Raw genomic sequence first — 25,852 nt, 5'->3', positions numbered from 1 at the left:
CCATATGCGATGTTTGGTCTGTATCCCTTGCCACCGTGGATGCCCCGTAACCACATGTCGGGCAACTGGAAGGGAATGCCAAATCATGACGACAGCCGCACTCGAAAGCACCATGTTCAAAGGCGCTGGCGTCGACATCGCGGCTGATACAGGCGGTCCGGCAGATGGTGTTCCGGTCGTGCTTCTCCATGGCGGCGGCCAAACCCGTTTTTCCTGGGGCGCCGCCACAAGGCATCTCGCGGCGGGCGGCTACCGCGCGATCTCCATCGACCTGCGCGGCCATGGCGAAAGCGGCTGGGCCGAGGACGGCAATTACAGGCTCGATGCTTTCGTCGACGATCTGGCGGCGATCGTCTCCACCCTGGGCCGGCCCGCCTTCCTGGTCGGCGCATCGCTGGGCGGTCTCGCCTCGCTCGTCACGGCAGGCGAAAAGCGGGCTCCCGTTGCGGGGCTCGTCCTTGTGGACGTCGCACCGAGGATAGAGATGGAGGGCGCCGAACGCATCGGCGCCTTCATGCGGGCGCAGCCTGAAGGGTTCGCATCGCTGGAGGAGGCAGCGGATTCGGTATCCGCCTATATGCCGCACCGGCCTCGTCCCAAGGACACGAGCGGCCTGCTCAAAAACCTGCGCCTGAAGGATGACGGCCGCTATCACTGGCATTGGGATCCCCGCTTTATTGGCCGGGAGATATCATCTTCGGAATTCACGCAAAACGGCATCAGGCTTGAGAACGCCGCTCGCGCCTTGACTGTCCCGACGCTGCTTGTACGCGGCGCGCTGAGCGCGGTCGTGAGCGAAGAGAGCGTCGCGCAATTCCGTGAACTCGTCCCCCACGGGGAAGTCGTCAACATTGCGGGCGCGGATCACATGGTCGCTGGCGACCGCAACGACATGTTCAACGAAGCCGTGATCGATTTCCTGAATCGCCAGACCCTCTAGGGAAACCGTGTTAGCGGCGGGCGCTGTTTTCGTCCGCGACGCGATGGATCGGCATGTCGTTGCCTATCGGCAGAGCTAGTCAGGCGCGATCTGAAGCGGCGATACCCATCTCCATCGCAATCGTGAACAGTTTCAAAATGCTATTTTATTCATTGACCATGCACTGGCGATGGCTGACTGCGCATGTGCGAAGGAAATTCACTTCGGATACAGGGAGTTCCAGCATGACCATCAAGACTATTGCTTTGCTTTTGAGTGCGGCCGCGAGCGTCGCGATCTCCGTTCCGGCGGCCGCCCAGACGGAAGCCGCACCCGCGCAAGCTGTCGTGATCAAGAAGAACATGACGCTGACGGATGCCGAAGGCCGGCGCCTGGGCAAGATTTTCGAGGCGGACAGCGGCAAGGACTATGTGACTTTCCTCTCGCAGATGAAGATCTATCGCGTGCCGGTGCAGACGATCAGCAACGTGGACGGTCACCTCGTCACCTCGCTGACCAAGGCCGCGCTCGGCCTTTGAGGCCCTTGCGTTCAGGCAGCGATGCGCGCAGCGGCCGGGCCGGCGCGATGCTCATCGAAGTGTAACGATCACGTTGCGGCAGGCGCGGCTTCATGATCGGGATAACGGCCAAGTGTCCCGATCAGAACGGCACATAGCGCGCCTGCCGGAATGGCGAGGAGAAGGAAGGATTGATAGGATCCCGTCTGGTCGTAAAGATGGCTGGCGATCAACGGCCCCAAGCCCACGCCCGCAAGCAGCGCCGCGGCCACGAAACCAAATAGCGTTCCGAAGTTGCGCATCCCGAAATAGCGCGTCGAAAGATAAATGATCGCGTCATATTCGCCGCCGACCGACAGGCCGAGGAGGAAGATGGCGACGAGAATGACGGGAATCGATCCCGGGAACAGCAATAGCAGCAAGGCGGTGAACACCGGCAGGCTGACACTGGCCATGCCCAGCGGCGGCCCCGCCTGGCGATCGAACAGAAAGCCCACGATCAACCGCCCGGCCACGGACGTCACCCCCACGATCCCGGCAATGCTGACCGCCGTTCCACGATCCAGTCCGGCCCAGTTCAGCATCGGCACGAGATGAACGACGAAGCCGACGATGATCGTCGTCACCAGCAACGCCGCAATCCAAAGCTGATGGAATTGGCGCGTGCGCAGCCCTTCGCGCGCGGTCCAGCCGGTCAGAGCCTGTTGAGGCCGTCCCTTGTCCTGATGCCGCACGTCCACGAAAAATAGCCAGAGCGCCGGAACGACAATGACGGCGAACAAGCCGCCGAGCGCGACATAGGCGCCACGCCAGCCAAGGGCGCCGATGAGGAAGTGGGTGACTATCGGGATCAGTGACGATCCCACGCCCGTTCCACACAACATGATCGCCAGGGCCAGTCCGCGGCTTGCCGTGAACTTGGCGGACACCGCCGTCGACCAGACCGTGGGCTTCAGCGGAACAGCAGCCAGCGCCACCACGCCCCAGAGCAGCCACCAGCTTAAAATGGAGGGTCCCGCAAGCGACAGCCCCATGAGGGAAAGGCAGAAGAAAAGAGAGCCGGGCACGGCGATGCGGCGCGATCCCCAACGATCGACGGCCACGCCCACCACCGGCGAAAACAGCACACCGCAGACAGCCAGCAAAGACAATCCGCCCGTGATCTGCGCGCGGGACCACCCGAATTCGGCTTCCAGCGGCTGAATGAACAATCCGGTGGCATAGATATGGATGCTGCCCAACGAGACTCCCAGACCGGCCGCGAGCACCAGGAGCCATCCGCTTTTCCATTCCTGCAAGGCGCTTGATCCAGCCATTTCCTTCTCCCTTGGCCCGTCACTGGGTCGCGCCTCTTGCTAACCTCTTCATCGGCCCGCGTCGCCCCGCGCGCGCGATCTCATCGCGTTCGTGATAGACCAGACTCGAAGGTGCGATTTGGTCCGAAGCCCGCAGCGTGCGGCCTGGATGGATGAACGGCGCTAAAATGGCGCCTCATCGACACGCTGGAAGATGAGCGCGCCCGCGCGGATCGTGGCGCGAACGAGGTCGCTGCACAGATGAGCGCGTGCTTTTGACCAGGGCGCGCGCAGCAGGCACAGGTCCGCCGGAACGCCTGTCCCGACATGTCGGCCCGTGCCCAGCGCCTCGCCCCGCGCCAGAAAAAGGCCCAGCGCATCTTCTGGCGACAGGCGTTCCTCCACGCCGACGACAGCGCCCGCCATGGTCCTGCGCTCCACCGCGGCCTGCATCGCCGCCCAGGGATCGGCATGGCCAAAGGGGGCGTCGGTGCCGCCCGCCAGCACAAGACCCGCCCGCGTGAGACCGGCACAGCGATAGAGAAAGGGAAGGTCATCCGGCTCCACATCGCGCAGATAGGCGTCTCCCCGCTCCCGGATGAAATTGGGCTGGGTCACGACCTGAATCCCCAGCGCCATCATCTGCGCGACCAATTCATCGGGCGCGACGGAGGCATGTTCGATCCGGTCGCCCGCCAGCACGCCCGCCTCGCCGAGCGCCGCCAGCGTAAAAACAAGTTCGGTGCGCGTCACGCAATGGACGGCGACCGGCCGGCCGGAATCGTGGCTGTCCGCGATCGTCCGGCATATATCCCCGAACGGCGGCAGGCGCGCCTCATGCAGATGGATTTTCGTGAGGATGGGGCGGACCTCCATGCTGCCCGCGAAAGGCATGTCCGCCCGTCCCGCAAGCAGAACCTGCTGGAGCAATGCGCCATTGGCCTGCTGCGACGCGAGATAGTCGATCGCGTGCCCGTCATTCGACGGCGTCATTTCCGTCAGCCCGGTGACACCATAAGAGGCAAGCACTGCGCTGGTCGCCGCGAGATCGGGAAAGGTCGCGGACAGTCGCTGCCGCAGCCATGCATCCGCATCGTCGATATGCCCCCGTGCAACATCGACGCCCGGCGGCGGCGCATCGCCGGCGGCCATCAGCAGCGCAAGACCGGCGCTGTTGACAATCCAGCGCCGTCCGCCGCGATGCTGGATACGGACAGGCCGGTCGGGACAATGGCGATCCAGCCAGGCGCGATCCATGTCACCGGCGACATGCTCATGATAGCCTATGCCGCGTATCCACCCTTGTCCGGGCGCGTTCTGGAGACATGCCGCGAGTCCATGCTCGTCGACCACGTCGGGCGGACCGCAGCGTATCGACTCTCCGGCGGCGGCCAGCGCAAACAGATGGATGTGGTGATCGTGAAGACCGGGCAGCAGAGCGCCCCCGCGCGCATCCAGCACCACCTCGCCCGGCAAGGGCGTCAGGCATCCGACGCCGGCAACGATGCCATCGGAAAGACGCACATCCACAATGCGGCCGCCGCCGTTTTCATGCCCGCCCAGTTCCGCGTCGCGGATCAGCACGGAAGACGCGCGCAAAGCAGGGCGCCATTATCCTCGCCCACAGCCCCGACCGGCCGATCGATAGCGCGAAGCGGCACCTGGCCGCTGCCCGCGCCATGCCAGCGGGCCAGGTCCAGCCGCATCGCATCGCCCCGCCTCGCCCTTTCCCGATGCAGGCAATGGGATACGACCTGCCTTAAGGACAGCGCCGCGAATATGCCGCCCCCCGCCATCCAGCCCTTCCATGCCGCCAGCGCCGCATGAATGCCGGTCAGCGGATCGGCAATGGCGTCTCCGGCAAAGACCAGTTCGCCCACCGCTTCCCGCATTGCGACGCACATCCCGGCGGCGGCGGCGGCGTCATCGCCATAGCCGATCCAGTCTTCTTGCGGCGCGCCGCGACCATGGCCGCTGATTGCGATCCACGTGAGGCCGGCGTGGTTCGCCACCAGTTGTTCGGCATCGATGCCCCATTGGCGCAGCGCCCGGGGGCGGGAGGATTCGATCACGATATCGGCGGTTGCGATGAGGTCGAGCAGATGCCCCCGGTCCGCGGGGTCCGCAAGGTCGAGCGACAGGCACTGTTTCCCCTGGTTCAGCAACCCGTAGAAATGGGCGTTGCCCCGGCGGGCGCCATCCATCCTGCCGGGGCTTTCGACCTTGATCACGCGCGCGCCGCAGCGTTCCAGCAAATGACCGCAAAGCGGTCCCGCCCAGAGGGACGACAGATCGAGCACCAGCGGCCCGACGCTTAAGGGCCGCGCGGCGGGCGCCGCCATGCGCATCCATGCCATGGGCGTTTCGGCTGGCGGCATTCGATCGGCACGGGCAGCCGCAAGGCCAAGCAAGCGCGCCCGGTCGATCAGCATGTCGGCTTCATGCCCGGCCGCCATGGCGGCAAGGCCAGCCCATCCCGATGCGCCCGCCTGATCATCCTCTAACAGCGCGGGCAGCAGTTCCCAATCGGCATCGCGCGGCAGATTGAGTGCGATCACGCCATCCCGCACCGGCAGGATATGACAGGCGCCGCCCGCAGAAACCGCCCCGGCCATGGGAAAGCCGCAAAGCGCCGCCCGTTCTGTCATCAACGTCGCGGCGTCAATGGCGCGCAGCGGACGCGCATCGCTCAGCCGCCTGAGTTCATCCAGAACCGCGTCCGCGCCATGCGTCAGCGGCGGCAACGGGCGACCGTGATCAGGCGTCGAAAATCCCCTTGCGCTGACGGCGCGGGAGCTTGCCTATTTCATATAGGACAACGCGTCCACGGAACGAACGGCTTCCGGCATAGGGAACGGTGTCGGCCGCCATCTGAAGGACGAGGGAAATATTCATGCCGCGTGATGTGCCTTCAATCGGATGAAGGAAGAGCCTTTGCAGCCTTGATCTCAAGCGGAACGCCGTCGATCGCCAGCGTCCCCTTACCCGGCTTGATGCAGAGCAGTTCGACCTGGCCGTCGGCGCTCTGATAGCGCTTGCCCATGGCGGTGCCGCTCGCGAAAGCTGGATCGACATCGCCCGATGCACCGTTGCGCGCGATCACCATTTCCGCGCCGCCACAGGTCAGCGCCACGTCGCCCGATCCCTTGATCACCATGACATCGGTGTCGCACACGCTGCTATGCAGCTTCGTGCCCGCCTTCAATTGCATTTAACGCGCCTTCCTTCGTTACGGTTTCAACCGGAAGCGGATCGCCATCAGGCGATCACGCCCCCTGCCTTCAATTGCTCGATCCGGTCCCATTCGATCCCCATTTCCATGAGCACCAGCTCGGTATGTTCCGAAGCTTCGGGCGCGCGGCCGACCACGGTGGGCTGATGGTTGAACTGGACGGGCGCCGAAACAAGCTTGATCGGATCGCCGCCATTGTTCGCTTCAACTTCGAACAGCCCGTCATTCGCGATGACCTGCGGGTCCTGGCTGACCTCAAGCAGGTTCTGATAGGGCGCCCACTGGCCGCGCAGGGTGCTGAACCTTTGCGTCCAGTAGGACAGCGGCTGCGCCGCGATGGCGCGGGTGACGATGACGCTGCCCTCGACCCAGTTCTCCATCAGCGCTTCAGGCGTGTTGTAAAGCGGATCCTGCATCATTTCCGGCTTGTCCAGATGGGTCCAGGTATCTTCCAGATAGGGTCCGGGGGTGAGGATGGTCAGGTTGATGTACCCGCCATCCGCCGTCTTGAAGACTCCCACGAAGGGATTGCCCTTGATGCTGCCCGATTGCGGCATCCGGGCGGTAAAGGGAATACGGTTGAGTTCGATCGCCATGGCGATACCCATCGCATTCGCCCAGATGCCGGAAGCGAGCAGCGAAACGTCCAGTTCGACGGCTTCACCCGTGCGCTCCCGATGGAACAGCGCGGCGGAAATGCCGCCCGCGATGTTCATGCCGCCAATGGTGTCGCCATAGGCCGGGCCAGGCTGCGTCAACGGGCCGCCCAGTTCAGGCGGCGTCACGCACATGGCCGACCCGCCGCGCGCCCAGAAGGCGGTGGAATCGAAGCCGCCCTTCCTGCGGTCCGGCCCCTTGTCGCCAAAGGCGCTGCCCCGCGCATAGACGATCTTCGGATTGGCGGCGCGAATATGCTCGACATCGATCTTCAGCTTCTGCCGCTGGTCGGGCAGATAATTGGTCAGGAAAACGTCGCATTCCTTCGCCAGCTCATAGATCAGCTGCTGCCCTTCAGCAGTGGACACGTCGATTCCGACGCTGCGTTTGCCGCGATTGGGGTGCTGCACCATCACGTTACGCTCCGGATTTACCGGCGATGATTCGAGGTTGATGAAACCGCGCTGCGTATCGCCGCGAACGGGGTGCTCGATCTTGATGACATCCGCGCCCCAGTCGGCGAGCACGGCGCCGGCGACCGGTACGAACGTGAATTGCGCGACCTCGAGAACACGGACGCCCTTCATTACCTGTATCAAAGTTTGAGCCTTTCCAACTGGCGCGAAAACCCCTGCCCGGTTCCGCATTCCTCATCCTTGCAATCGGCTACTACGTACATGTTCGGACTCAAAGCGAATCCCGATTCGCGCACGCCGCCTCGCTGCAAAGAACATATATCTGAAAAAACCATCATTGTGTATGTTTTTTAAGGCCGTCATGATTGCGCCCAGCCAAGCCGCCTGATCTGGCCAGCCGTCCTTTGCGCCCGGCGTCGGACGAGATGGTGACGATGGCGGCGCGGACACTGTCCGCCATCCTTTTCAGGGCATAGCGACGCCGCCATTGACCCGCAAGGTCTGGCCCGTGACAAAGCGCCCAGCGTCGGACGCAAGGTAAAGGACGGCCTGGGCGATATCGCATGGCTCTCCCACCGCGCCGAGAGGCGATCGGGCGGCATTGCGCGCAATCAATGCGGCGCGTTCTTCATCCGTCAGCCGGTCCGGGGCCGTCATCCCCGTCAGCGTGAAACCCGGCGCGACGCCATTCACGCGAATGCCATGCGGCCCCAGTTCAGCCGCGAGCGACCGGGTGAGCATGTTCACCGCCGCCTTGGTCATCGCGTAAACCGACAAGGTCGGTATCGGCTGGTCGGCCGCATTGGAGGATATATTGATGATCGCCCCGCCCTTGCGGGGGATCATCCGCCGCGCGGCGGCGGCGCACCCCCAGAACACGCCATCCATGTTGATGCGCGTCACCCTGTCATAAAGATCGGGCGTCACATCGCACAGGGACGCCGCCGCGCCCACGCCCGCGACATTGACCCACAGGGCGATAGGCGCAATCGCCTCCGCCGCATCGGCGAGTCGCTCTATCGACAACCGGTCGCTGACATCGGCCGGCACGGCATGGCCGGCGGCGCCGACAAGGGCAGCCGTTTCCCGTGCCGCATTCCCGTCAATGTCGCTTGCCACGACCTGCGCGCCGGCCGCCGCAAAGAACAGGGCCACCTCACGCCCGATGCCGGACCCGGCGCCGGTGATGACGGCGAGCTTGCCGTCCAGCCGTTGCGATGCCCAGGGTTCGACGGTCATGCCCTACCGGCCCTTGTAAACCGGTTTGCGCTTTTCAACCGCGGAAGCCACGGCTTCATACTGGTCCTCTGTCTGCTGGACGATGGCCTGCATCCCGGCCGCTATCTCCAGCGCCGCGGGCAGATCGAGCCGCGCGGATTCCCGCAAGAGGCGGGTATTGAGTCGGATCGAATGCGTGGGATGGCGGGTAATGCGCGCGGCGATCGATCTCGCTTCATCCAGCAGTGCCTCATGCGGCACCACGCGGGATATCAGACCCAATTCCAGCGCGCGAGCCGCATCGATGGTGTCCCCGGTCAGCGCCAGTTCGGCTGCGGCCGAAGACCCGACGGCGCGACTGAGAAACCACGCCCCGCCCGCCGCCGACGTCAGGCCGAGCTTGATGAAGCTTTCCGCAAATTTCGCCTGCTGCGATGCGATGCGGATGGTGCACATGGTCGCAAAGTCCATGCCCGCGCCCATGGCCGGGCCGTTGACGGCGGCAATGATCGGCACTTCCAGATCATAGAGCGCCCGCGCGATCGTCTGCACGCCCGTCAGATAGGTGCGGCGGATTTCAGCCGCATTGCCCGCAAAGTGATTGGCGCGGGCATACATGTCCTTGATGTTGCCGCCGGCGCAGAAGACATCGCCTGCCGCCGTCAGGATGGCGCAACCGACGGACATGTCCGAGTTGATCTCGGCACAGGCTGCGACAAGCTGTCTGGTCAGCCCCACGCTGAGCGCATTGCGCGTTTCGGGATCGTCTATAGTGAGGATCACGACCGGACCTTCACGGCTGACCTTCAAAACTTCGCCACTCATGCAATGCTCTTTCCTGCTTCGGGTTTGCCGACCTGTTCGCGCGATTCCAGACGCAGGATCGGTCCCTTGAACGTCTCGGGATCGGCGATGATCGCGCAGACATGCTGCCCCACTTCGGTATCCATGACCCAATGAGGCTCAGCTATCTCGCGCTTTCGTTCGCCATTGATCATGCTGATCAGCATGAGTTCGCGAATCTGCGCACCGCCCTGCCGTTCCTTTGCAAAGCCGCGATACATCATCCGCTGCGCGGCCTGCATCATCGAAAGCTGCGCCATCCTGGCCAGGATGAAATCGGCAGTTCCCCCGCCGATGCCGATCAGCATGCCGTCCTCGGGCAGGCGCGGCAACATCACCTTGATGGCATTGAAGTGGGTGAGCAGATTGGTGGCGTAAACGCCAGCCATCTCCTCGGCGCTCCATTCCATCAGCGCCTTGGCCGCATTGGGCGCATTCACCGCGATCGCGACGGCATCGACACCGCCGAAAGGACGCTGAGCGGCCTCCCAAAGCTGTAACACGGCTTCTTCCGTAGAAAGATCGCCCACGACGGTGGCAATGCCCGAGCCATCCTCATAGCGCGCCAGGCGCTCCGCATTGCGACCGCCCGCGATGACCTGCAATCCGGCCGCATGTGCGCCCCGCGCGATGCCTTGGCCGATGTCGCCACATGCACCAAGAACCAGCAGCCTCTTCTGTCCCATACATGCTGCTCCCCAAAAAGATTGATCAGACGATGCGTATAGGCGGACTGTGATCCGGCGGCGACGGTGCCCGCGCGATCAACCCATATGTGCTCTTGCGCCGATCAGGCGGCGGCAGGCTCGGACTTGCGCTGGAAACGCTCCAGATAGTCCATGACCCCCTTGGGCGCGGGCCGCGTGGCGGGCTGATAGGAGGGCGAAAGAATCGCCTTCAAATGCTCCTTGGCGCGACGAGCCGTCGCCGCCTTGATCCGCGCCACCCGCTCTTCGGACTGGGCGATCTGTTCGGGCGTCATGCCCTCACGATCCTTGGCCAGCAGAAAGGCCTGCACCCGGCGCACATGCGCGCGGATGTGGGACATCGCGTAGAAGAAGCCATAGATGCGGTAGAGATAGGAAAAGATTCCGCGTCCGAAGAGCGCGTGATAGACGTCATGCGCCACTTCACGATGCTCATATTCTTCGGCCAGATGCCATTTCCACAAGTCCACCGCCTCCGGATCGGCGCCCTCGAAAAATTCGTCATATTCTTCGAAAAATGCAGTGACGGCGACCGAACTCATCGCTTCGAACCCTTCGCTATAGGCGCAGTTGAAGCGCAGCGACTTCTTTTCGAGGAATCGTTGATAGTCGGCCTCATATTTCTGCTCCAACGGCAGCATGCCCTCATAGCCATCGGCGCGCAGCGCCTTGTTGAAGGCGATATGCTGCTTGCAGTGCTGCATTTCCTGCTTGATGAAGATCGCAAGGTCGCGGTGGAGCTGCTCATGCCTGGGATCGAGCGCAGCCTGCGCCTTCAGCATGACCTTCACGAGATAGGGTTCGATATAGGCAGGAACGGTCGAGGCCGCGTTCTGCATCTGCGCGAACTCATGATTGGGAGCCCAATGCGCACGGATCTTCGAAAAGTCCCACTTGGGAAAACGCACCTGCATGATCTCGACTCTCCTCGCCGCCCCGGCTGACTCTCCGGCTATCGCTTTTTCAAAGATAACATTGTGTATGTTGTTTATGCAAATGCCGATATGTCATCACATATGTGCACAGACGGGGGTAGACAGCACAAGCGTGATGGCGCACCCTTTGCCCCACCAAGGGACTCAATATGCCTGGGAGAGGATATCATGGCACGACGTCGAGTAAATCCCCTGCGCGAACGTATCACCGCCAAGGCGCCGTTGGAAAACAAGATGGTGAAATCCGCAGGCAGGGTATTGGAAATCCTGGAATATTTTGACGACCTCCAACGCCATTCCACGGTCATGGAAATTGCGGATTCCCTGGGATATCCCCAATCCAGCACGTCGGCGCTGCTGCGCAGCCTGGTGGGCATGGGCTATCTGAATTACGATCCCCACGCCCGTACATATATCACGTCCAGTCGCGTCGCTCTGCTCGGCAATTGGGTCAATTCCCAGTTCTTCGCAGAAGGCACCATCATCTCCATGATGAAGGAACTGAACGAAAAGACAGGCGACACGGTCGTGCTGGCGATGCGCAATGGCCTGCATGTGCAGTATATCCATGTCATCCAGGCAACGAGTCCGGCACGCCTGCACATGACGCTCGGCACCGTTCGCCCGCTGGCAGCGTCTGGCGCGGGCTATGCCGTGCTCAGCACGATGACCGATGCGGAAGTCACAAGGCTCGTCATGCGGATCAATGCGGAGACTGAAGAAGGACAGCCGCTGGTCAAGATCCGTGAGCTGCTCGATCAGCTCACCGCTATCCGCAAGAAGGGTTACGCCTTTACCTGTGACATGGTGACGCGCGGCGGCGGCATCATAGCGGCCCCTCTTCCCCGCATGGGCGGCCAGCCGTTGATGGTCATCGGCGTGGGCGGCGTCAGCGAAGTAATGCGCGCGCGCGAGGAGGAAATCTCCACTGCGCTCATTGAACAGATTGAAAGCCGTTTCGGTCGCCAGATGCGCAATGTCGTGTCGATGCGCGACGATATCCGCGATCCCCTGCCGCTTGCGATCATGCAGGCCCGAATGCGGATGAGCTGATCGCCGCGACAGTATTTGTCCGGAAGGCGCCATATCCACAGGCGCCTTTCCTTTATCGGCCTGCCGTCAAGGAGCATCATGGCAAACCCGCACGGCTCCCCCTCCATTGCACAGGGCGCGACTCGTCTCCCTCCTCTGACCGGGATGCGCGTGCTGGATCTCTCCCGCGTGCTCGCCGGGCCATGGTGCACGATGACCCTCGCCGATCTCGGCGCGGAAGTCATCAAGGTGGAAAATCCCGCCGGCGGCGATGACACGCGGCATTGGGGGCCGCCCTATGTCGGCGGCGAGGCAGCATATTTTCTGTGCGCGAACCGCAACAAGAAAAGCATCGCCATCGACATGTCGAAGCCCCAAGGCCAGGACCTGATCCGGCGCCTTGCTGCCCAAAGCGATATTCTGGTGGAAAACTACAAGCTGGGCGGCCTCGAGAAGTTCGGACTTGATTATGATTCGATCGCCCGCATCAATCCGGCGATCATCTACTGCTCCATTTCCGGCTATGGCAGGTCGTCTCCCATCGGCGGGCGGGCGGGATATGATTATGTGATCCAGGCCGAGGGCGGCCTTATGGCTGTGACGGGCGAGGTCGATGGCGAACCGATGAAGGCCGGCGTGGCGGTGGCGGACCTGTTCACCGGCATGGCCGCAGCCCAGGCCGTTCTGGGCGCGATTGTAGCGCGAAGCCGGGACGGCGTTGGCCAGCATATCGACATGGCGCTGTTCGACTGCCAGCTTGCGATGATGGCGAATGTCGGCAGCGCCTTCCTTACATCGGGCAACGAACCGCGCCGCTATGGCAATGGCCATCCCGCCGTCGTTCCCTATCAGGTCTTCGACAGCAGCGACGGGCGAGTGGTGATCGCCGTCGGCAATGATCGCCAGTTCGCCGGGCTGTGCCAACTGTTCGACCGCGCAGACATAGCCGAGGATGAACGCTTTGCGCGAAATTCCGCGCGCGTCGCCAATCGTGAGGCGCTGCTCGCCATCATGAAGCCGCTCATATCCGGCCATCCAACCGGCTGGTGGCTGGAAAACCTGCGGGCGGCGGGCATTCCCTGCGGCGAGGTGCGGGCGGTCGGCGCGGCGCTGACTTCGCCCGAAGCGCTCGCGCGCGACATGGTGGTCAAGGTGGAACATCCCACGGCCGGCACGGTGCCCCTTGTCGCTTCGCCGCTCAAGCTCTCCGGAACGCCGGTGGCGACTCCGGTCGCGCCGCCCTTGCTTGGGGAACAGGGCGAGATGGTTCTACGGGACATTCTGTCCATGGACGGCGATGCCATATCGGCATTGCGATCCGCCGGCATCGTCGGCTGACCCGGCCGGGCTGGGTGCGGCCATATATGTGATGGCTGCCCCCTTTGGAGAATGCCATCTGGAACAGTCGACAAATTGTAGTCTAGCTGTGCTTCAGGGAGACCATGCGCATGTCAGCACCAGAAGTCGTCATCAGCGGAATCGGACAGTCGGCGGTAGGCCGCAAGCTTCCGCAATCGGGTCTGGAACTCACCATCGACGCGTCCCTGGAGGCCATTGCCGACGCGGGCCTTACCACCCAGGACATTGACGGCGTCGCGACCTTTCCCGGATTCCGGCCGGACATGCAGCCTTTTTCGCCGGTCGGCAGTATCGATATCAAGGAGGCGCTGGACCTGAAGCTCGACTGGTTTTGCGGCGCGCTCGAAGGTTCGGCCCAGCTCGGCGCGATCATCAATGCCTATGCCGCCATCAAGGCCGGACTGGCTCGCCATGTGCTGTGCTTCCGTACCGTGAAGGAAGGGTCCGGCGGCGCTTCCTGGCAGGAAAGCGCAACCGCGCGCGCCGAGCGTGTGCGGGTGGGAGGCGAGTTCCAGTACATCTTCCCCTATGACGCTATCTCGGCGACCAACTGGCTCAGTCTTTATGCCCAGCGGCATTTCTCGCTTTACGGCACCACGCGCGAGCAACTGGGGCAGATCGCGTTGACGGCCCGGCGCGGCGCAATGGATAATCCCAAGGCGCTGTTCCGTGATCCCATGACCATGGACGACTATTTGTCGGCGCGCATGATCTCTTCGCCGCTCGGCCTGCTCGATTGCGACGCGCCGACAGACGCCTCGACCGTGATCATCCTTTCGGCGGCGGACGCCGCGGCCGGATCGCCCAAGCCGGCGATCAGGATAGACTCGGTCGGCGGCGGTATTCACGGCCGCGCCGGCTGGGATCAGGCCGACATGCCGGACATGGCCGCGTTCGACGCCGGGCGGATGCTGTGGTCGCGCACTGACTACAAACCGGAGGATGTCGATCTGGCGCTGCTTTACGATGGCTTCAGCTTCCTCGCCATGACCTGGCTGGAAGCACTGGGCTTCTGCGGCCGGGGAGAAGGCGGAGCCTTTGTCGAAGGCGGGCACAGGATCGCGCGCGACGGCGCGCTGCCGCTCAATCCTCATGGCGGGCAATTGTCCGGCGGACGAACGCATGGCTTTGGCTTCGTGCATGAAGCCGTGCTGCAATTGCGCGGCGAAGCCGGAGCAAGGCAGGTCGCCAAGAATCCGCAAGTCGCGGCTGTATCGAACGGCGGCGGGCCGATGGCGGGCGCCATGCTGCTCGTGCGTGACTGAAGGGACGGAGCCGCCATATCGTGGAGCCTTCCACGAGACGGTATGCAGGAACATCCGCTTTGCGCCCGTCGGGGCGCTTGTTTGGGAAAAGAAACGATGAGCCAGGGCTATCAGCGCAGTCTACCTCTGCTGGACGATCTGAACCGCTTTTATTGGACGAGCGGAAAGGATGGGGTTCTACGCATGCTGCGGTGCCAGAGTTGCGGTCACTGGCAGCACCCGCCTCGGCCCGTCTGTCCAAAATGCCTTGGCCGGAAACTTGAGCCGGACACGCTGTCAGGCAAGGGCAAGGTGTTCAGCTTCACGGTGAACGCCAAATCCTGGGGGCCGGGGCTGGAAGTGCCTTATGTTATCGGCATCGTCATGCTCGACGAGCAGGATGGATTGCAACTGACGACGAACCTTCGGGATGTGGCGCCCGAAGATGTGAAAATCGGCATGCCCGTCGAAGTCTTCTTCGAAAAGGATGAGGATGTGTGGCTGCCTATGTTCAGGCCGACGATGCAAGCAGCCTCGGCCTGAACATAAGAATGTCGGGGCAATTCAGGCTGGCGTAGCGGCGGCAAGAAATGCTTGCTTCGTTCCGGCCCGCTGAACACATGCATGGATGCGCAGGGCACGCGGTGGTGACTGGCCCAGCAGCTTGCCCTCTTCCGCCCCCTCGCTTAAAGGGTCGGTTCATGCCCGAAATCTCCATTCCTTCCGCATCGCCCGAGCTGACCGGCCGGGCGCTGTTTCCGCATCGGCATCTGCTGTCCATCGCGGACCTGAAACCCTGGGAGATCCGCTTCCTGCTGGATGAGGCCGAGCAATGGGCCAAGGCCAATCGCGGCAATGCGCGCAAGCACGACGACCGACTGGCGGGCATGACGCAGATCAACGCCTTTTTCGAAAATTCGACGCGAACGCTGCTGTCCTTCGAGATCGCGGGCAAGCGGCTGGGCGCGGATGTCGTCAACATGCACGCCGGGCAATCCAGCGTGAAGAAGGGCGAGACGCTGATCGACACGGCGATGACCTTGAACGCCATGGCCGCCGATGTGATCGTAATCCGTCATGCCAGTTCGGGCGCGGTGGCGCTGATCGCGGACAAGGTGGATTGCGCGGTGCTCAACGCCGGCGACGGGTGGCACCAGCATCCGACGCAGGCGCTGCTCGACGCGCTGACCATCCGGCGGCGCAAGGGCGGCTTTGAAGGGCTGATCGTGGCGATTTGCGGCGACATTCTCCATAGCCGGGTGGCGCGGTCGAATATGCTGAGCCTTGCCGCGCTGGGCGCGCAGGTGCGCGCGGTCGCGCCGCCGACCTTGATGCCGTCGGACGTGGAGATGCTGGGCGCGACGCCCTACACCCGCATGGACGAAGGGCTGGACGGCGCGGACGTGGTGATGATGCTGCGGCTTCAGAACGAGCGGATGGACGGGGCCTTCATCCCCTCCCCGCGCGAATATCATATGCTATACGGACTGACGCCGGAGCGGCTGGCGATAGCGAAGCCCGACGCGCTGGTGATGCATCCGGGACCGATGAACCGGGGCGTCGAGATTTCAAGCAATGTGGCGGACGATCCCGACCGTTCGGCGATCACCGAGCAGGTGGAAATGGGCGTGGCGGTGCGGATGGCGTGCCTGGACGTGCTGACACGCCGGGCGCGGGGCGTGGAGGGATGGTCTTGAACATCCCGGCCAACAACAGGGACTCGATGGGCGTGAGCACGCTCGCCATCGTCAACGGGATGCTGGCCGATCCGGCGGGCGCGGCACTCACCGCCGGGACGATCCTGATCGAAGGCGACCGGATCGTCGCGGCCGGCGATGTCGCGGTGCCGCAGGGCGCGGAGACGGTCGATGCCGGGGGACAGGTGGTCGCGCCGGGGCTTGTCGATCTGGGCGTCTTTGCCACGGACAAGCCTGCCTTTCATTTCGGGGGAATCACGCGGGCGGCCTTGATGCCGGACCAGTCCTCTCCGCTGGACGATGTGGGCCTGATCCGGCAGGCGGCGCGGGCGGGAAAGCCCGATTTCTGGGTGCATCCCATCGCGGCGGCGACGCGGGGCCTGAAAGGCGCGGAGCTGGCCGAGATCGGCATGATGCAGGCGGCGGGCGCGAAGGCCGTGGGCACGGGACGGCAGTGGATCGCGGATTCCGGCGTGATGCTGCGGGTCTTGTCCTATGCTTCCGGGCTGGGACTGACGGTCATCACCCATGCCGAGGATAGCGGCCTCGCGGGCAAGGCGGTGGCGACCAGCGGGGAGACGGCGACGCGACTGGGACTGTCTCATGCCCCGGCCTGCGCGGAGGCGCTGGCGATAGCGCGCGACATCATGCTCGCACGAGAGACAGGCGCGGCCATGCATTTCCGGCTGGTGACGACAGGGACGGGCTTCGACCTGATCCGCGCGGCGAAGGCCGAAGGGCTGAAGATCACATGCGGGATCAGCCCGGCCTATCTGTTTCTCAACGATCAGGCGGTGACGGACTTCCGCACCTTTGCGCGGTTGTCGCCGCCGCTGCGGTCGGAGGAGGATCGCAAGGCCGCGCTGGAGGCTGTGCGCGACGGGACGGTGGATGTCATCACCTCCAGCCACGATCCGCGGGGGCCGGAGGATAAGCGGCTGCCCTTCGCGGATGCCGCGCCGGGCATGGCGGGGGCGGAGACGCTGCTGGCGCTCTCGCTCAATCTGGTGCGCGACGGGCTGGTGTCGATCAACCGGCTGATGACGCTGCTCAGCGCCAATCCGGCGCGGATTTTAGACGTGAATGCGGGGAGCTTCGGCGCGGGGAGCGCGGCGGACCTGATCTTCGTCGATCCCGATGCGCCCTGGATCGTGGATTCGGAAAAAATGGCCGCGCAGGCGGGCAATACGCCCTTCGACCGGGTGCCCGTGCAGGGGCGCGTGCGGCGGATCATGAAGGGCGGCGTGTTCTTTTAGGGAGGACATGGGCCATCGAAATTCGGGAGCTTTCCATGTCGCTGACGAACCTCCTCATTCCGACCTATGCACAGATGCTGCGGACGCTTTCGGCTTTGCTGGACAAGGCGCAGAAGCAATTGCCCGGACCGGAAGCGCAAGCGCTGCTGTCGGCGCGGCTCGCTCCCGACATGTATCCGCTTTCATCGCAGGTCCGATTCGCCTGCCTACAGGCGCAGGAAGCGATTTTCCGACTGAGGGGCGAGCCTTTGCCGGAACTCCTGGAGCAACTGGCCCGGGAAGGACGGCTGGCGGGCGAGGAGCCCGGCTCGATCAGCGACGCGCAGGCCCGCATCGATGACGCGCTGTCGCGACTGGGCACACTCGAACCCGATGCGCTGGACGCCGGAGCGCAAAGGCAGATCGCGCTTGAGTTGCCGACCGGCATGATCTTCGACATGAATGGCGACCAATATGCGCGCGATTGGGCGCTGCCGCAGTTCTATTTTCACCTCGTCACCGCCTATGCCATTTTGCGAAGCCGGGGAATCGAACTGGGGAAGGCCGACTATGTGCCGCACATGTTCGCCTATGTTCGGCCCGGAACCGGCGGAAGTTGATGGAACCGCCTTTCCCCTCATGCGCTTGCCTATGGTAGAGCCGCACCAAACGGGGGAACCGATGAGAGAGACGGTCGCGCAGCAGGTCCATGTCGATGCGCCGTGGAAGATTCCGCCGCGCGCCTGGTGGGAAATCCTCAAACGCGTCTATGTGGCTATTTCGGGCAATCATCTGACTCTGCTGGCGGCGGGGGTGGCCTATTATGCGTTCCTCAGCCTCGCGCCGCTGCTGGCGGCTGTCGTCATGACCTATGGCCTGTTCGGCGACCCGCAACTAGTGAGCCGCCACATGCAGGCGATCATCACCGTGGTTCCGGCCGACGCCGCATCGCTCATCAACGATCAGTTGCTGGGGGTGGTGACGACCGCGAAAGGCGTGGCGGGCGTGGGATTGGCGGTCGCGCTGGCGCTGGCGGTCTATGGCGCGACGCGGGCGGCTTCGGCGGTGATGGAGGCACTCAATGTCGTCTATGGGGAGAAGGAGGGGCGCGGCCTGTTCGCCTTTTACCGGGTGTCGATGGGGATCACCTTTTCCGCCGTGCTGATCGTGGTCGCGGGCGTGTTCACAGCGACGGTCATCGGCCTGCTGCAAAAGCTGCTGACGGGTTGGGGACCGGGCGTGCTGTTCGCGATCAAGGCCGCGACATGGCTGAGCGCGGGGCTGCTCGCGAGCGCGATCTTCGGCCTTGTCTACCGCTTCGGACCGAACCGGCGGCGAGCGCAGTGGCAATGGCTGACAGTCGGGTCGGTGGCGGCGACGCTGTGCTGGCTGGGCGCAACGCTGGCGGTTTCGCTCTATGTCTCGCATTTCGGCAATTATAATGAAACCTATGGGTCACTGGGCGCGGTGGTGGTGTTGCAGCTCTGGCTGTTCGTCTCCGCCTTCGTCGTGCTGCTGGGCGCGCAGATCAATGCGGAAGCCGAGCGGCAGACCAGCGCGGACACGTCCGTCGCGCAGGCCTCGGCAGAGGCAGGGGCGACGGCGGCATAATCCCGCTTGCCCTGCCCGCCCCGCCACGCTAAAGCGCCCTCCTTCGCCAGTACAGGAGTGTAGCTCAGCTGGTAGAGCGTCGGTCTCCAAAACCGAATGCCGGGGGTTCGAGTCCCTCCACTCCTGCCACGCGACCCGCTGCTTTTCCTTGATTTCGCAAGGATTTTCCGGCAGGAGCGCAGGCGAAGATTTGGGTCGCGGAGCGCGGCCGCACCCCCGGACGCCACATAGGGCGGGATCGGGAGGGCGGACTGTTGCTTCGCGAATTGGCGTTGTTACGAAGGTTTTGAGGCAAGCGATGGCGAAGGTTTCTCCGGGCGAATTCGTCAATCAGGTGAAGACCGAAGCGTCGAAGATCGTGTGGCCCACGGGCCGCGAAACGGTGATGACGGCGGTGATGGTGGTCATCATGACGACATTGCTGGGCCTCTTCTTCTTCGGCATCGACACCTTCTTCGGCGCGATCGTCCAGTGGCTGCTGGGCTTTGCGTCGGGTCAGGGCTGATATGTCGGCTTTTTTGGGAGTTTGAGACGGTAACATGGCGCGCTGGTACATCATCCACGCCTATTCGGGCTTCGAGAACAAGGTGAAGGAATCGATCCTTTCCGAAGCCGAGCGCATGGGCCTCTCCCAACTGGTCGAGCAGGTCGAGGTGCCGACCGAAACGATCACCGAAGTGAAGCGCGGCAAGAAGGTGCAGGTCGAGCGCAAGTTCATGCCCGGCTATGTCCTTGCCAAGCTGAGCCTGAACGACGACATCTACCACCTGATCCGCAACACGCCCAAGGTGACGGGTTTCCTGGGGTCGAGCGGCAAGCCGCAGGCGATCAGCGAATCCGAAGCGGCCCGCTATTTCGGCGCGCAGCAGGAAGCCGCCGCCGCGCCCAAGCACCAGGTCAGCGTCGATTACGAGATCGGCGACAGCGTCAAGGTGCTGGACGGCCCCTTCGCCAGCTTCAACGGCACGGTCGAGGAACTGGATTTCGAAAAGAACCGGGTCAAGGTGTCGGTGTCGATCTTCGGCCGCGCCACGCCGGTCGAACTGGATTTCGAACAGGTCGAACTGTCGAAATAAGGATTTTCGGGCTTCGGCCCGGAAGTGTCGCGGGAGGATCGCTTCGGTGATCCGTCAAGACCGCTAAACTTGAACCGGAAGGCCGGATTTTCGTCCTTCCAGCAATAGAGTGAGTGACAATGGCCAAGAAGATTACGGGCTATATCAAGCTCCAGGTGCCCGCTGGAGCCGCCAATCCCTCGCCCCCGATCGGCCCTGCTTTGGGTCAGCGCGGCGTAAACATCATGGAATTCTGCAAGGCGTTCAACGCGCAGACGGAAAAGATGGAAAAGGGCACGCCGCTGCCGACCATCATCACCGTCTATGCGGACCGCAGCTTTTCGTTCACCACGAAGCAGCCGCCGGCCACCTACCTCATCAAGAAGGCCGTGAACCTCAAGTCCGGTTCGAAGGAACCCGGCAAGGTCGTCGCCGGAACGATCAAGCGCTCGCAGCTCGCCGAAATCGCGCAGGCCAAGATGGCCGACCTCAACGCGAACGACATCGACGCGGCGACGAAGATCATCGAAGGCTCCGCCCGCGCGATGGGCCTCGAAGTGGTGGAGGGCTGAGATCATGGCAAAGCTGACGAAGAAGGCGAAGGTCCTGGCCGCTGCCGTGGACAAGGAAAAGCTGCACGGCGTTGACGAAGCGCTGGGCCTCATCAAGACCCACGCGACCGCGAAGTTCGACGAAAGCGTCGAGATCGCGATCAACCTGGGCGTCGATCCCCGTCACGCCGACCAGATGGTCCGCGGCGTCGTCACCCTGCCCGCAGGCACCGGCAAGACCGTGCGCGTCGCCGTGTTCGCCCGTGGCGACAAGGCCGAAGCCGCGACCGCCGCTGGCGCCGACATCGTGGGCGCGGAAGACCTGCTGGACAGCATCCAGGCGGGCAATATCGACTTCCAGCGCGTGATCGCGACCCCCGACATGATGGGTCTGGTCGGCCGTCTGGGCAAGGTCTTGGGTCCCAAGGGCCTGATGCCGAACCCGAAGCTGGGCACCGTCACGCCGAACGTCGCCGAAGCGGTCAAGGCCGCCAAGGGCGGTCAGATTGAGTTCCGCGTCGAAAAGGCCGGTATCATTCACGCGGGTCTCGGCAAGGCCAGCTTCAGCCAGGACGATCTTCGCAAGAATTTCGACGCCTTCGTCGATGCGATCGTCAAAGCGAAGCCCGCCGGTGCCAAGGGCAAATATGTCCGCAAGATCGCGCTCTCGTCCTCGATGGGTCCGGGCGTGAAGGTCGACGTGGCGGAAGTCGCCGCCGCCTGATCGGACGTTTTTAACGGATAGGGGAGCCTCCTTCCTCCGCGCGGGGAAGGAGGCTTTCTTCTTTTTCGGGAAGTCTGCTAAGGGGCTTTCCGATTTCGCCTTCCTTCGGGAAGGCGCCAGGATCGCCTCGCCGAAGCTGAGCGAGGCCAGAGGTCGTTCCACCTTCTGCAACTTCAAAAGAAAGAGCGGAGCCTTCACAGGTTCAGCCCGAACGGATGAGGGGGATGGGACGTTACCCGGATGGGACGCTGGGAACCTGGCCCGGCACAGATCAAGATACCGTCGGCAGAGGCGGGTCGCTTATCCGACGGAAAAACAGAACATGACTTTTGAACATCTCCCTCCCCTCCTCGCCGACGCGCTCGGCAAGAAGGGCTATGAAAGCCTGACCCCGGTGCAGGCGCAAGTGACGCAGGCCGAGGCGGAAGGCCGCGACCTGGTCGTTTCCGCGCAGACCGGATCAGGCAAGACCGTGGCCTTCGGCCTTGCCATGGCGGGCGAATTGCTGGGCGAAGCGGGGAAGCTGCCGGTCGCCGCGCTGCCGCTGGGGCTTGTCATCGCACCGACGCGGGAACTGGCCTTGCAGGTGAGCCGGGAACTGGAATGGCTTTACGGCGCGGCGCGGGCGCGGATCGCGACCTGCGTGGGCGGCATGGACGCGTCCAAGGAGCGTCGGGCGCTGTCCCACGGCGCGCATATCGTCGTCGGCACGCCGGGACGCCTGCGCGACCATCTGGAGCGCGGGGCGCTGGACCTGTCGGCCTTGCGGACGGTCGTGCTCGATGAAGCGGACGAGATGCTCGACATGGGCTTCCGCGAGGATCTGGAGGAGATATTGGACGCAACGCCGGAGGGACGGCGAACGCTGCTGTTCTCCGCCACCATGCCCAAGCCCATCGTGGCGCTCGCGCGGCGCTATCAGAAGGACGCGCTGCGCATCTCCACCGTCAGCGATGAGCGCGGCCATGGCGATATCAGCTATCAGGCGCTGACGGTCGCGCCCGCCGATATCGAAAATGCTGTCGTCAACCTGCTGCGCTTTCATGAGGCGGAGACGGCGATCCTGTTCTGCGCGACCCGCGACAATGTGCGGCATCTGCACGCCAGCCTGACCGAGCGCGGTTTCGCTGCGGTGGCGCTGTCGGGCGAGCATAGCCAGAACGAGCGCAACCATGCGTTGCAGGCGCTGCGCGACAAGCGGGCACGGGTATGCGTGGCGACGGACGTGGCGGCGCGGGGCATCGACCTGCCGAACCTCTCCCTGGTCGTCCATGTCGAGTTGCCGCGCGACGCGGAGACCATGCAGCATCGCTCCGGCCGCACGGGGCGCGCGGGAAAGAAGGGGACAGCCGTGCTGATCGTACCCTATCCGCGTCGCCGCCGGGTCGAATCCATGCTGCGGGGCGCGAAGATCCCTGTCGAATGGGGCACGCCGCCCAGCCGCGAGGCCATTCAGGAACAGGATAATGCGCGACTGCGCGCTACCCTGATGGAGCGGGCCGAACTGGACGAGGCGGACTGGGCGCTGGGCGCGGAACTGCTGGCGGAAAAGAGCGCGAAGGAAATCGCGGCGATGCTGGTGCGCAGCGCCCGCGCCGCCCTGCCCGCGCCGGAAGAACTGCTCGACGCCAGCGAAGCGCCGCCGCGCCGCGACGGGCCGCGTCCGGGCTTTGAAGATACGGTCTGGTTCCGCATGGACATCGGACGGCGGCAGAATGCCGATCCGCGCTGGATATTGCCGCTGGTCTGCCGCCGGGGCCATGTGAGCCGGGGCGAGATCGGTGCGATCCGCATCGCCGCCAATGAGACGCTGTTCGAGATTCCCTCCGCCATCGCATCGCGCTTCATGGCGGCGGTGCAGCGCACCGGGCAGGCAAGCGACGAAGGCGCGGAAGTCGCCATCGAGCAGGTCGAGGGGACGCCGCGCGAACAGGCGCGCGAGCATCGCCGCGAGGGGAACAGGGGCAAGGGCCGCCCCAATGGCGAACGCCCGCCGCATAGCGCAAGGCCGTTCAAGGGGCCGAAGCGGAACGGGCCGCGCAAGCCGAGGGGATAGGCTTGGTGCTTGGTTCCTGCCTTCGCAGGAACACACCCTCCTGAACGGGAAGAACTTCATTGATTCACGCGGAGGCGCGGAGAAGGCGCGCCCCGCGCCAACCTCGTGCCGGAAGACCGCGGGCCGGGCGCGGAGCGCGGGGGTATCGTCTGTCCGCTCCGCGTCTCCGTGTCTCAGTGTGAACGAATTTTCCCGTCCCTACCCCGCGCCGCACAGCGTCAACATGCGCGAAGCCAGTTCCCGCTCGCCCATGACGATATGCGGCACGCCCAGCCCTTCCAGATGGGCGACCTCCGCATCGCTGTGGGCGCGGGCGATGACCTGGATTTCAGGGTTCAGGCGGCGGGCATGTTCGTGGATCGCGCCGCCTTCGAACCCTTCCGGCACGGCGATCAGCAGGCGGCGCGCTTCGGTTATGCCCGCCGCTTTGAGGTGCCGGTCCTCCAGTGCGCTGCCGCGCACGACGGACAGGCCCGCTTCCTCGGCTTCTTCCGCGCGGTCGGCGTCGCCTTCGATCAGGACGAAATGGACCTTGCGTTCCATCAGGCGCGCCGCGATCAGCTTGCCGACGCGGCCATAGCCGACCAGGATCACATGGCCCATGCGGGGCTTTTCGGGCACGGCTTCCTCCTCTTCCTTCTCCTCATCCTTGCGGTCGCGCACGACGAAGGAGAAGATGATGGGGTTGAGGAAGATGGAGATGATCGCGCCCGCGAGGATCAGGTCGCGTCCTTCCGCAGGCAACACGCCAAGCCCCGTGCCCAGCGAGGCGAGAATGAAGGAAAATTCGCCGATCTGCGCAAGGCTCGCCGAAATGGTGAGCGCGGTGTCGGTGGGATGGCCGAAGGCGCGCACGATGGCGAAGGCCGCGATCGACTTGCCGACAATGATGATCGCGACGGTGGCGAGCAGGAGCAGCGGCTGCTGCACCAGCACGGCGGGGTTGAACAGCATCCCCACCGACACGAAGAACAGCACCGCGAAGGCGTCGCGCAGGGGCAGGGTTTCTTCGGTGGCGCGGCGGCTGAGCGGCGTTTCGCCCAGGATCATGCCCGCGAAGAAGGCGCCCAGCGCAAAGGACACGTCGAAGGCGATGGCCGCGCCGAAGGCCACGCCCAGCGCGATGGCGAGGACGGCGAGGCGGAACAGCTCGCGCGATCCGGTGTGGACAACCCAGTGCAGCGCCCAGGGGATAATGCGGCGGCCGACGATCAGCATCAGCGCGACGAAGCCCACGACCTTGAGCAGGGTGCCGAGCAGCGGGGCAAGCAGCGCCTCCATGCCGCCGCCCGCTTCGGCATTGTTCATGACACTCGCCAGCGCCGGAAGCATGACGAGGGCCAGCACCATCACCAGATCCTCGACGATCAGCCAGCCGACCGCGATCCTGCCCCGCCGCGTTTCGATCAGGTCCGCACCTTGCAGCGCGCGCAGCAGGACGACGGTGCTGGCGACCGATAGCGCCAGGCCAAAGACGAGGCCGCCCAGGAGCGACCAGCCCTGGAAATGGGCGAGCGCCATGCCGAGCAGCGTCGCGACCGCGATCTGGCCGATGGCTCCGGGCACGGCGATATTCCTCACCGACAGCAGGTCGCGCAGGGAGAAATGGAGGCCGACGCCGAACATCAGCAGAATGACGCCGATCTCCGCCAGTTCGTTGGCCAGGCTGGCATCGGCGACGAAGCCGGGCGTAAACGGCCCGACCATGATGCCTGCGAGCAGATAACCGACCAGGGGCGACATTTTCAAACGATGGGCGATGGCGCCCAGTATGAACGCGACGACAAGACCGGCGACGACGGTGCCGATCAGCGGCGTGTGATGGGGCATAGAAATCCTTTGTTTCTGTCCATCGGCGGACGGTCCGGCCGTCCGCCGACGATATTCTTTTATTCCATGGCCGTCAGCAGGGCCGCTGACAAAAGCGCGCCGGCCGCGCCGAGGCCGGACATGACGGCGGGCATGAACCACCAGGGCGGACGGCGCCGCCATCGCTTGCGGGACATGAGCGCACTCCCTTGTTCAGGAAAGAACAAGCCGGGCCGGATGAGAGAAGCGGACCGGCTGCGGTTGCCGATTCAGGAGAGCGGCGGCGCGCGCGCCGGCGGGCGATGGCCGATGGCGGCGGAAGCGAGAAGGCGCGCCGCATGGGGGGAAAGAGAGGCCGATACGCGCAGGAAGAGGAAGGCAATCGCCAGCATGGTCAGCAGCGGCACGATCGGCAGCGGCGGCGCGGGCAGGGACGATGGGGCAGGCCCTTCCCGTTCCGGGCGGACCATCCGGCTCGCCTCCGGCGCGGCGGGCGAGCGGGCCTTGAGCAGCACGGCGGTCGTCGCGGGGTTGAAGGCGGAGCCTGTGAGCTTGCTCGCCGGAGGACCAAGCGGGGCGAGCGCGCAGAGCAGCGCCACCCAGATCGCCATCCACAGAGTGGCGAGGAAGAGCGGACGGCCCTTTCCTGCTTCATCCCTGTCGCTTGATGGCGTCATTTGGCTCGATATTCCCTTTCCCGACGACAAATAGGGCGTCGAAGCGCCGAAAACCAGTGCCG

26 protein-coding genes and 1 tRNA gene are annotated in these 25,852 nt (G+C 64.2%); 16 read left to right on the top strand and 11 right to left on the bottom strand.

Annotated features, from left to right (window positions below; genetic code table 11):
- Nucleotides 1–85: 85 nt before the first annotated feature.
- Both IQ35_RS07160 and IQ35_RS07155 read left to right on the top strand, forming a co-directional pair.
- Entirely contained in the window at nucleotides 86–940 is an 855-nt protein-coding gene (locus IQ35_RS07160; RefSeq protein WP_145072382.1) for an alpha/beta fold hydrolase, read from the top strand.
- Between the two features lie 224 nt (nucleotides 941–1,164).
- Complete coding sequence (locus IQ35_RS07155) at nucleotides 1,165–1,458, top strand: hypothetical protein (RefSeq protein ID WP_021247319.1); 294 nt, start codon at nucleotides 1,165–1,167, stop codon at nucleotides 1,456–1,458.
- 68 nt (nucleotides 1,459–1,526) lie between these two features.
- Here IQ35_RS07155 and IQ35_RS07150 read toward each other — a convergent pair whose 3' ends face one another.
- The 9 genes from IQ35_RS07150 to IQ35_RS07110 form a co-directional block, all read right to left on the bottom strand.
- Nucleotides 1,527–2,753, bottom strand: coding sequence for an MFS transporter (locus IQ35_RS07150; protein WP_021247320.1), 1,227 nt, complete (start codon nucleotides 2,751–2,753; stop codon nucleotides 1,527–1,529).
- Between the two features lie 162 nt (nucleotides 2,754–2,915).
- Complete coding sequence (locus IQ35_RS07145) at nucleotides 2,916–4,331, bottom strand: amidohydrolase family protein (RefSeq protein ID WP_221441994.1); 1,416 nt, start codon at nucleotides 4,329–4,331, stop codon at nucleotides 2,916–2,918.
- Nucleotides 4,310–5,476: a CoA transferase gene (locus IQ35_RS07140; protein ID WP_021247322.1), complete on the bottom strand. Its 1,167-nt coding sequence runs from the start codon at nucleotides 5,474–5,476 to the stop codon at nucleotides 4,310–4,312. Before IQ35_RS07140 ends, IQ35_RS07145 begins: the two co-directional genes overlap by 22 nt.
- Before the next feature lie 167 nt (nucleotides 5,477–5,643).
- On the bottom strand, nucleotides 5,644–5,943 hold the full coding sequence (locus IQ35_RS07135) for a hypothetical protein (protein ID WP_242003303.1): 300 nt from the start codon (nucleotides 5,941–5,943) through the stop codon (nucleotides 5,644–5,646).
- A 47-nt stretch (nucleotides 5,944–5,990) separates the two neighbouring features.
- Entirely contained in the window at nucleotides 5,991–7,220 is a 1,230-nt protein-coding gene (locus tag IQ35_RS07130) for a CaiB/BaiF CoA transferase family protein (protein WP_199739925.1), read from the bottom strand.
- 282 nt (nucleotides 7,221–7,502) lie between these two features.
- Nucleotides 7,503–8,276 carry an SDR family NAD(P)-dependent oxidoreductase gene (locus IQ35_RS07125; RefSeq protein WP_145072380.1) on the bottom strand — a complete coding sequence of 258 codons (774 nt, stop codon included), beginning with the start codon at nucleotides 8,274–8,276 and terminating at the stop codon, nucleotides 7,503–7,505.
- Nucleotides 8,277–8,279: 3 nt separating this feature from the next.
- Entirely contained in the window at nucleotides 8,280–9,080 is an 801-nt protein-coding gene (locus IQ35_RS07120) for an enoyl-CoA hydratase-related protein (protein WP_145072378.1), read from the bottom strand.
- Nucleotides 9,077–9,784 (bottom strand): SDR family NAD(P)-dependent oxidoreductase, encoded by a 708-nt coding sequence (locus IQ35_RS07115; protein WP_021247328.1) that lies wholly within the window; start codon nucleotides 9,782–9,784, stop codon nucleotides 9,077–9,079. Before IQ35_RS07115 ends, IQ35_RS07120 begins: the two co-directional genes overlap by 4 nt.
- A gap of 104 nt (nucleotides 9,785–9,888) precedes the next feature.
- Nucleotides 9,889–10,719, bottom strand: a complete 831-nt coding sequence (locus tag IQ35_RS07110; protein WP_021247329.1) for a metal-dependent hydrolase — start codon at nucleotides 10,717–10,719, stop codon at nucleotides 9,889–9,891.
- Between the two features lie 63 nt (nucleotides 10,720–10,782).
- Here IQ35_RS07110 and IQ35_RS07105 point away from each other — a divergent pair, with 63 nt between their 5' ends.
- The 14 genes from IQ35_RS07105 to IQ35_RS07040 all read left to right on the top strand — a co-directional run bounded on the left by IQ35_RS07105 (nucleotide 10,783) and on the right by IQ35_RS07040 (nucleotide 23,304).
- A complete protein-coding gene (locus IQ35_RS07105) occupies nucleotides 10,783–11,793 on the top strand; it encodes an IclR family transcriptional regulator (protein ID WP_081659862.1) in 1,011 nt (336 codons plus the stop codon).
- 78 nt (nucleotides 11,794–11,871) lie between these two features.
- The gene (locus IQ35_RS07100; RefSeq protein WP_031292483.1) at nucleotides 11,872–13,110 is read left to right on the top strand and encodes a CaiB/BaiF CoA transferase family protein; all 1,239 of its coding nucleotides are present in this window, start codon (nucleotides 11,872–11,874) and stop codon (nucleotides 13,108–13,110) included.
- A 110-nt stretch (nucleotides 13,111–13,220) separates the two neighbouring features.
- On the top strand, nucleotides 13,221–14,396 hold the full coding sequence (locus IQ35_RS07095; protein WP_031292486.1) for a thiolase family protein: 1,176 nt from the start codon (nucleotides 13,221–13,223) through the stop codon (nucleotides 14,394–14,396).
- A gap of 42 nt (nucleotides 14,397–14,438) precedes the next feature.
- Nucleotides 14,439–14,918 carry a Zn-ribbon domain-containing OB-fold protein gene (locus tag IQ35_RS07090; RefSeq protein WP_236614841.1) on the top strand — a complete coding sequence of 160 codons (480 nt, stop codon included), beginning with the start codon at nucleotides 14,439–14,441 and terminating at the stop codon, nucleotides 14,916–14,918.
- A 158-nt stretch (nucleotides 14,919–15,076) separates the two neighbouring features.
- A complete protein-coding gene (locus IQ35_RS07085; protein WP_021247334.1) occupies nucleotides 15,077–16,072 on the top strand; it encodes an aspartate carbamoyltransferase catalytic subunit in 996 nt (331 codons plus the stop codon).
- Nucleotides 16,073–16,104: 32 nt separating this feature from the next.
- Nucleotides 16,105–17,328, top strand: coding sequence for a dihydroorotase (locus IQ35_RS07080; protein WP_031292489.1), 1,224 nt, complete (start codon nucleotides 16,105–16,107; stop codon nucleotides 17,326–17,328).
- Between the two features lie 35 nt (nucleotides 17,329–17,363).
- Entirely contained in the window at nucleotides 17,364–17,927 is a 564-nt protein-coding gene (locus IQ35_RS07075; RefSeq protein ID WP_021247336.1) for a DUF1993 domain-containing protein, read from the top strand.
- 61 nt (nucleotides 17,928–17,988) lie between these two features.
- Nucleotides 17,989–18,918 carry a YihY/virulence factor BrkB family protein gene (locus IQ35_RS07070; protein WP_145072376.1) on the top strand — a complete coding sequence of 310 codons (930 nt, stop codon included), beginning with the start codon at nucleotides 17,989–17,991 and terminating at the stop codon, nucleotides 18,916–18,918.
- 53 nt (nucleotides 18,919–18,971) lie between these two features.
- Nucleotides 18,972–19,047 (top strand) — tRNA-Trp (locus tag IQ35_RS07065).
- Nucleotides 19,048–19,216: 169 nt separating this feature from the next.
- Complete coding sequence (gene secE, locus IQ35_RS07060) at nucleotides 19,217–19,423, top strand: preprotein translocase subunit SecE (protein WP_021247338.1); 207 nt, start codon at nucleotides 19,217–19,219, stop codon at nucleotides 19,421–19,423.
- A 34-nt stretch (nucleotides 19,424–19,457) separates the two neighbouring features.
- Nucleotides 19,458–19,994 (top strand): transcription termination/antitermination protein NusG, encoded by a 537-nt coding sequence (gene nusG, locus IQ35_RS07055; RefSeq protein ID WP_021247339.1) that lies wholly within the window; start codon nucleotides 19,458–19,460, stop codon nucleotides 19,992–19,994.
- A gap of 119 nt (nucleotides 19,995–20,113) precedes the next feature.
- On the top strand, nucleotides 20,114–20,545 hold the full coding sequence (gene rplK, locus IQ35_RS07050) for a 50S ribosomal protein L11 (RefSeq protein WP_021247340.1): 432 nt from the start codon (nucleotides 20,114–20,116) through the stop codon (nucleotides 20,543–20,545).
- Between the two features lie 4 nt (nucleotides 20,546–20,549).
- A complete protein-coding gene (rplA, locus tag IQ35_RS07045; RefSeq protein WP_021247341.1) occupies nucleotides 20,550–21,248 on the top strand; it encodes a 50S ribosomal protein L1 in 699 nt (232 codons plus the stop codon).
- Between the two features lie 322 nt (nucleotides 21,249–21,570).
- Nucleotides 21,571–23,304 (top strand): DEAD/DEAH box helicase, encoded by a 1,734-nt coding sequence (locus IQ35_RS07040; protein WP_021247342.1) that lies wholly within the window; start codon nucleotides 21,571–21,573, stop codon nucleotides 23,302–23,304.
- Nucleotides 23,305–23,502: 198 nt separating this feature from the next.
- Here the strand turns inward: IQ35_RS07040 and ybaL are convergent, their stop codons facing one another.
- Both ybaL and IQ35_RS07030 read right to left on the bottom strand, forming a co-directional pair.
- Nucleotides 23,503–25,134, bottom strand: a complete 1,632-nt coding sequence (gene ybaL, locus IQ35_RS07035) for a YbaL family putative K(+) efflux transporter (RefSeq protein ID WP_145072374.1) — start codon at nucleotides 25,132–25,134, stop codon at nucleotides 23,503–23,505.
- A gap of 248 nt (nucleotides 25,135–25,382) precedes the next feature.
- Entirely contained in the window at nucleotides 25,383–25,790 is a 408-nt protein-coding gene (locus IQ35_RS07030; protein ID WP_145072372.1) for a hypothetical protein, read from the bottom strand.
- Nucleotides 25,791–25,852: the final 62 nt, after the last annotated feature.

The sequence above is a fragment of the Sphingobium wenxiniae genome, from assembly GCF_007830065.1.
Lineage (GTDB): Bacteria > Pseudomonadota > Alphaproteobacteria > Sphingomonadales > Sphingomonadaceae > Sphingobium > Sphingobium wenxiniae.
Note: the sequence above shows the minus strand (reverse complement) of the source record. Positions and strands in the feature narration are given on the sequence as shown.

Excerpts from the sequence above, each read along its gene's own strand:
- IQ35_RS07160 (WP_145072382.1), top strand. The coding sequence starts at position 86 with ATGACGACAGCCGCACTCGAAAGCACCATGTTCAAAGGCGCTGGCGTC.
- IQ35_RS07155 (WP_021247319.1), top strand. The coding sequence starts at position 1,165 with ATGACCATCAAGACTATTGCTTTGCTTTTGAGTGCGGCCGCGAGCGTC.
- IQ35_RS07150 (WP_021247320.1), bottom strand. The coding sequence starts at position 2,753 with ATGGCTGGATCAAGCGCCTTGCAGGAATGGAAAAGCGGATGGCTCCTG.
- IQ35_RS07135 (WP_242003303.1), bottom strand. The coding sequence starts at position 5,943 with ATGCAATTGAAGGCGGGCACGAAGCTGCATAGCAGCGTGTGCGACACC.
- IQ35_RS07125 (WP_145072380.1), bottom strand. The coding sequence starts at position 8,276 with ATGACCGTCGAACCCTGGGCATCGCAACGGCTGGACGGCAAGCTCGCC.
- IQ35_RS07120 (WP_145072378.1), bottom strand. The coding sequence starts at position 9,080 with ATGAGTGGCGAAGTTTTGAAGGTCAGCCGTGAAGGTCCGGTCGTGATC.
- IQ35_RS07115 (WP_021247328.1), bottom strand. The coding sequence starts at position 9,784 with ATGGGACAGAAGAGGCTGCTGGTTCTTGGTGCATGTGGCGACATCGGC.
- IQ35_RS07110 (WP_021247329.1), bottom strand. The coding sequence starts at position 10,719 with ATGCAGGTGCGTTTTCCCAAGTGGGACTTTTCGAAGATCCGTGCGCAT.
- IQ35_RS07100 (WP_031292483.1), top strand. The coding sequence starts at position 11,872 with ATGGCAAACCCGCACGGCTCCCCCTCCATTGCACAGGGCGCGACTCGT.
- IQ35_RS07095 (WP_031292486.1), top strand. The coding sequence starts at position 13,221 with ATGTCAGCACCAGAAGTCGTCATCAGCGGAATCGGACAGTCGGCGGTA.
- IQ35_RS07090 (WP_236614841.1), top strand. The coding sequence starts at position 14,439 with ATGCAGGAACATCCGCTTTGCGCCCGTCGGGGCGCTTGTTTGGGAAAA.
- IQ35_RS07085 (WP_021247334.1), top strand. The coding sequence starts at position 15,077 with ATGCCCGAAATCTCCATTCCTTCCGCATCGCCCGAGCTGACCGGCCGG.
- IQ35_RS07075 (WP_021247336.1), top strand. The coding sequence starts at position 17,364 with ATGTCGCTGACGAACCTCCTCATTCCGACCTATGCACAGATGCTGCGG.
- IQ35_RS07070 (WP_145072376.1), top strand. The coding sequence starts at position 17,989 with ATGAGAGAGACGGTCGCGCAGCAGGTCCATGTCGATGCGCCGTGGAAG.
- secE (WP_021247338.1), top strand. The coding sequence starts at position 19,217 with ATGGCGAAGGTTTCTCCGGGCGAATTCGTCAATCAGGTGAAGACCGAA.
- nusG (WP_021247339.1), top strand. The coding sequence starts at position 19,458 with ATGGCGCGCTGGTACATCATCCACGCCTATTCGGGCTTCGAGAACAAG.
- rplK (WP_021247340.1), top strand. The coding sequence starts at position 20,114 with ATGGCCAAGAAGATTACGGGCTATATCAAGCTCCAGGTGCCCGCTGGA.
- rplA (WP_021247341.1), top strand. The coding sequence starts at position 20,550 with ATGGCAAAGCTGACGAAGAAGGCGAAGGTCCTGGCCGCTGCCGTGGAC.
- IQ35_RS07040 (WP_021247342.1), top strand. The coding sequence starts at position 21,571 with ATGACTTTTGAACATCTCCCTCCCCTCCTCGCCGACGCGCTCGGCAAG.
- ybaL (WP_145072374.1), bottom strand. The coding sequence starts at position 25,134 with ATGCCCCATCACACGCCGCTGATCGGCACCGTCGTCGCCGGTCTTGTC.
- IQ35_RS07030 (WP_145072372.1), bottom strand. The coding sequence starts at position 25,790 with ATGACGCCATCAAGCGACAGGGATGAAGCAGGAAAGGGCCGTCCGCTC.